This is a genomic window from Actinoplanes sp. NPDC051388 (genome assembly GCF_055586225.1).
Genome location: NZ_JBVJIP010000010.1, coordinates 352,982 through 358,774, shown reverse-complemented (window position 1 = coordinate 358,774; position 5,793 = coordinate 352,982). Strand labels below are relative to the sequence as shown.

3 protein-coding genes are annotated in these 5,793 nt (G+C 68.0%); 1 reads left to right on the top strand and 2 read right to left on the bottom strand.

Features of this window, described 5'->3' with window-relative positions; genetic code table 11:
* Positions 1–136: 136 nt before the first annotated feature.
* A complete protein-coding gene (locus ACZ6TI_RS26245; protein WP_465347782.1) occupies positions 137–3,088 on the bottom strand; it encodes a UPF0182 family membrane protein in 2,952 nt (983 codons plus the stop codon).
* Positions 3,089–3,139: 51 nt separating this feature from the next.
* Positions 3,140–4,162, bottom strand: a complete 1,023-nt coding sequence (locus tag ACZ6TI_RS26240; RefSeq protein ID WP_465347781.1) for a YlbL family protein — start codon at positions 4,160–4,162, stop codon at positions 3,140–3,142.
* Positions 4,163–4,252: 90 nt separating this feature from the next.
* On the opposite strand from ACZ6TI_RS26240, the gene ACZ6TI_RS26235 reads away from it, so the two are divergent.
* On the top strand, positions 4,253–5,494 hold the full coding sequence (locus ACZ6TI_RS26235) for a zinc-dependent metalloprotease (protein ID WP_465347780.1): 1,242 nt from the start codon (positions 4,253–4,255) through the stop codon (positions 5,492–5,494).
* Positions 5,495–5,793: the final 299 nt, after the last annotated feature.

Below are 5,793 nucleotides of genomic sequence, written 5' to 3'. Positions count from 1 at the left end.
CCTCTGGGTGATGAGCCCACGAAACCACCGATCTTCCCCCCCCTATGTTGTTGGGCAAACGGCCGCCCACCCCTCCAGGCTGCGCCAAACCCCCCCCCGTTGCCCCCCCCCACAAGGCGGCCCACCAGGGAAAACGTCATCCGCTAGGGGTTGGGGCAGGGTTCGACGGCGCACTCGCGGACGGGTTCGCCGACGGGTTGGGTGTGACCGTCTGGCCCGCCGCCCGCTGGGCGTCCTGCCACTTGGTCATCGCCGTGTCCAGGTTCTGCAGCGCGCGGCCATATCTGGCGAAGTCACCGCTCTGCTGGGCCGCCTTCACCTCGGTGATGGCGTTGTCCACCTCCTGCGCCGCCGTGGCCAGCTGGCCGGTCAGCGCCGGTGGGTTGGTGCCGGTGTTGGGCGGTGGATTCTCCGCGCCGGTGTTCGGTGGATTGGTGCCCGTGCCGGACGCCTGGCCCTGGGCGATCAGCGCCTGCAGGCCCTGCTGGAGGTTGTCCGCCAGCACCACGTACGTGCTGCCGTCGCCATAGGCCATCAGCACCTTCTGCAGCAGTGGCACCGCGTTCTGCTGACTGCCCTTCACATAGACCGGTTCGACGTAGAGCATGCCCTCACCCACCGGCAACGAGATCAGGTTGCCGTAGAGCACCTGGGACTGGTTGCTGTTGGACAGCAGGGTGAGGGCGGACCGGACCGTGGCGTTGTTGGCCATGCGCTGATGGACCTGCACCGGCCCGGGGATCGCCGTCTGATCGGGCAGTTCGAGCACTTCCAGGCGCGGTTGTCCCTGCACGTAGGAGGCGGAGATCAGCGCCGCCAGGTTGTCCCGGTTGCGCGGGGTGACCGCCGAGGTGAGCTGGAATCTGGTCGCGTCCTGGCCGGGCAGTTGCACGTTCAGATAGAACGGCGGCTGCTTGATCCCGGCCTGTGGCGCGTCCGGCGTGTTGGGCACCTGCCAGAAGTCCTGACCGGAGAAGTACTCGCCGGCGTTGGTCACGTGGAACTGGGCCAGCAGGTTGCGCTGCACCTTGAACATGTCGGCCGGGTAGCGGAAGTGCGCGACCAGCGAGGCCGGCGTCTGCGCCTTGGGCACGATCAGGTCCCCGCCGAACGCCTTGTTCCAGGCCTTCAGGATCGGGTCCTTGTCGTCGAACTCGTACAGCTTGACCGTGCCGTCATAGGCGTCGACGGTCGCCTTGACCGAGTTGCGCATGTAGTTGACGTCGTCCCGGGCCAGCGCGAAGGTGCCCTGGTTCGTGGTCTCGTCCCGGGTCTCCTGCTGCAGGTTGATCTTCTGCGAGTACGGGTAGCTCGACGACGTCGTGTAGCCGTCCAGGATCCACTGGATGCGCCCGTCCACGACCGCCGGGTACGGGTCACCGTCGATGGTCAGGAACGGCGCCACCTTCTCGACTCGCGAGCGCGGGTCCCGCACGTACATCAGTCGGGAATTGTCGTTGACCGCGTCGGAGAGCAGGAAGTTGCTCTCGGTGTTCTTGATCGCGAAGACCAGGCGGCGGAAGAAGGAGCCGATCGGCACCCCGCCCTCGCCGTCGTAGGTGAAGCGCTCCTCGGAGTTGCTGTCGTTCGGCTGCGGCCGGTCGAACTCGACGTTGCGCTTCTCATCGGTCTGGCCGACGATCGCGTACTCCGTGGACTGCTCGCCGAAGTAGACCCGCGGCTGCTGCACCGGGATCTGCTCGCTGGTGGCGGAGCAGTTGGTCTGCTGGTCGCCGAGGAAGCCGGAGACGAAGAACGGCAGACCGCTGCACACCTGGTTGGCGGGCGCGGCGACCAGGCCGTACCCGTGGGTGAAGACCGTGTGGCGGTTGAGCCAGTTCTTCTGCTGCGGCGTGAGCGCCTCGTCGTTTATCTCGCGGACACCGACCACGTAGTCGCGGGTGGTGTCCCCGACGGTGTAGCGGTCCACGTCCAGCTTCTCGCCGAAGTTGTAGAAGCCGCGCACCTGCTGCGATTGCGTGAACGCCTCGGAGGTGAGCAGCGGGTCGAGCAGCCGCACGTTCTGCGCGCTGGCGTTGGTGTTCAGGTTCGCCGGCGCCTTCGTGTTCGAGGCCGGGTAATCGCGTACCGCCGTGCTGTCGAGGCCGAAGGCCGCCCTGGTCGCGTCGATCGAGCGCTGAATGTATGGCGCTTCCTTGTCGGCCAGGCTCGGCTGCACGGTGAAGTTCTGCACGGCGAGCGGGTAGATGCCGCCGATCGCCACCGCCGAGATGGCCAGCAGGGCGAGCGAGACGCCCGGCCAGACCAGGTTGCGCATCACCACGTTGGAGAACACCACGATCGCGATCGCCACCACGATCGAGATGTACGCGAGGATCTCCTTGGCCGGCAGCAGCGCGTTGACGTCGGTGTAACCGGCGCCGTAGAGCCCGGGCGACACGTGCTGCTCGAGCAGCAGCGCCCGCCGGTCCAGGATGTACGCGATCGCCTTGAGCAGCACGAAGAGCGCCACCAGCGAGGTCAGGTGCGCCCGGGCGGCGGAGGTCATCCGGTCGCCGACGCCCTGCAGCCGCACCCCGCCGAAGATGTAGTGCACGGCGAGCGCGCCGATCACCGACAGCACCACCGCGGTGAAGCCGACGCCGAGCAGGTATTTCCACAGCGGGTAGTCGAAGACGTAGAAGCCGATGTCCACGTTGAACTGCGGGTCGCGGACGCCGAAGGGCTGCGCGTTCTGGAAGAGCAGCCAGGCCTTCCACTGGTTCTGCGCGCTGAGCCCGGCGAAGAAGCCGATGATCAGCCCGATCACGGTGATCCAGGTGCCGAGCCGCGGCGCGATCACCATCCGGTAGCGCTCGAGCGTGGCCTGCTCGGCGGAGTGTGGGCGCAGCAGCGGTCGCAGCCGGTACGCCAGATAGAGGTTGCCGCCGACCAGCAGCGCCATCGCCAGCCCGACCGCCAGGAACAGCAGCAGACGGGTGATCAGCTTGCCGGTGAACACACCGGCGTAGTCGACCTCGCGGAACCAGAGCAGATCGGTGTACGCGTCGATGCCCCAGCCCAGCAGTGTGAAAAGAAGGAAGACCCCGACCAGGACGCCGACGGTGACGCGACCGCGCCGGCTCATCCTCGGCAGAGGACTGTTACGCATGACCAACGTAGGCTCCCGTAGGGATTATCAAGAGGCGGAGCACGGTTTGGGCGTGCTCCCGGAGGTGAAAGCGGTCAGGGCGGCCAGGGCGTCGTCCACCGTGGCCACTTCGGCCATCGGCAGCCCGGGCACGGCGTTGCGGAGCGCCTCGGCGCAGTTGTCCTTGGGCACCAGGAAGATCTGGGCGCCGGCGTCGTGCGCGCCCACCAACTTTTGCGGGATGCCACCGATCGGGCCGACGTTACCCTCGTCGTCGATGGTGCCGGTGCCCGCGATGATCTTGCCGCCGGTCAGGTCCTCCGGCTTGAGCTTGTCGATGATGCCCAGGGTGAACATCAGCCCGGCACTCGGCCCGCCGATCTCGCCCAGGTCGATGTTCACCGTGAAGGGGATCGGCTGCTTCTTGTCGACCTGCACGCCGACCCGCGGCGTGCCCTTGTCGTCCGCGGTGGTGACGGCCGCGGTGGCCGCCTTGCCGGCCCGGGTGTAGCCGATCGTGAGCTTGGTGCCGGCCGGCTTGGCCTGGATCAGCTCGGTGAGCTTCTGCGGGCTGGTCACCGGCGTGCCGTCGACGGTGGTGATCACGTCGTCCTTGGCCAGCTTGCCCTCGGAGGGGCCACCGGCGGTGACCCCCGCCACAAAGGTCGTGATGGGATATCCGAGCTTGCGCAGCGCGATCGTCTCGGCGCTGCTCTGCGAGTCCTGGAACTCCTGCTCGTTCTGCTCCTCGACCTGCTTCTGGGTCTGGTCCGGCGGATAGATCACGTCACGCGGCACCACGGCCTGCTCGGAGCTGAACCAGCCGCGCACCGCCCAGACCAGCTCGACGTCGTTCTGCACGCCCACCGTGGTCAGCCGGAGCTGGCCTTTCGACTCGGTGGTGGTCGCCTTCGTCACCTGGATCACTTCTTTGCCGTTGTCCGAACCGAGCGTGTTCACCGTCGGCCCGGGCTTCAACACCACATAAGGCATCGGGACGGCCATGACCCCGATGGCGAGCAGTGCGGTGATCAGGGCGCCGAGGATTACCGTGACACCGCGACGTCTCATGCGCGTGAGACTACCCACCCACCCTGAGTTCTCTCTGAGCTGACACCTGCATCGGTACCGGGAGTCGTTTTCGCGCGTACCGTTGACCACGTGCCTGATATCCCGTTCGGCTTCTCCCTGCCGGGCGCACAGCCGCCCGACCCCTCCGACCCGCAGCAGATGCAGCAGTTCATGGCTCAGCTGCAGCAGATGTTCGCCAGCTCGAGCAGTGGCCCGGTCAACTGGGACCTCGCCCGCCAGGTGGCGGCGAGCCAGCTCACCGGCGCCGGCGACCCGGCGGTGACCATCGTCGAGCGCAACCAGGTCGAGGAGTCGCTGCGGCTCGCCGATCTCTGGCTCGACCCTGCCTCCACGCTGCCGAGCGGCATCCGCTCGGCCGTCGCGTGGAACCGCAACGAGTGGATCTACAACACCCTCGAGGTGTGGAAAAAGCTGTGCGACCCGATCGCGGGCCGCATGGTCGGCGCGATGAGTGACCTGGTGCCCGAGGAGGCTCGAGCCCAGCTCGGCCCGATGCAGTCGATGGTCGCCACCCTCGGCGGCGCGCTCTTCGGCGGTCAGCTCGGCCAGGCGCTCGGCCAGCTGGCGGCGGAGGTCCTCTCGGCCGGCGACATCGGCCTCCCGCTGGGCCCCGGCGGCACCGCTGCGCTGGTCCCGGCCAACATCAAGGCCTACGGCGAGGGCTTGGAGCTCCCGGAAGACGAGGTCAGGCTCTATGTGGCGCTTCGCGAGGCAGCCCACCAGCGCCTGTTCCAGCACGTCCCGTGGCTGCGCGCCCACGTCCTCAACGCGGTCGAGACCTATGCGAACGGCATCACGGTCAACCGCGAGGCGATCGAGGAGGCGATGAGCCGAGTCGACCCGTCCGACCCCGAGTCGATGCAGGCGATGGCGCTCGAGGGCATCTTCACGCCGGAGGACACGCCGCAGCAGAAGGCCAGCCTGGCTCGTCTGGAGACGGCGCTGGCGCTGATCGAGGGCTGGGTGGTGCAGGTGGTCGACTCGGCCGCCGGTGACCGGTTGCCGTCGGTCGTCAAGCTGGGCGAGGCCTTCCGCCGCCGCCGGGCCGCGGGTGGTCCGGCCGAGCAGACCTTCGCCGCGCTGGTCGGCCTCGAGCTGCGCCCACGCCGCCTCCGCGAGGCGGTCGCCCTGTGGGCCGCGGTGGCCGAACACCGAGGCATCGCCGGCCGCGACGCCCTGTGGGGCCACCCCGACCTGCTCCCGACCGACGAGGACTTCGCCAACCCCGAGGTCTTCGCCCAGACGTCCCTGGATTGGGACATCTCCGAGCTAGACAATCTGGATAAAAAGGACGACAAGCCCGAAGACTGATCGCGCTGATCCCGGCGGAGGCGGCCCACCAAGGGTGGCCTCCGCCGAGCCAACTTCAAGATCAAAATCTGGATGTCGCACCTGAGTGGTGGGCTGAGGCCCGCAGCTCCCGCCGACACCGGCTCGCTCCGCTTCGCCTGCCGGCTGGCTGCCCACTCACCCTTCCCCATCGTCCAGTCCCGCCCAGCCCACCGGAGCAAATCGGGCCACCACCCGAACCAGTTGTCGCGACCCACAGCCGAGCCCGACCCGCGGCCCCGCCGAGCCTGACCCAATCCCGCCAGCCCATTCCAGGACGA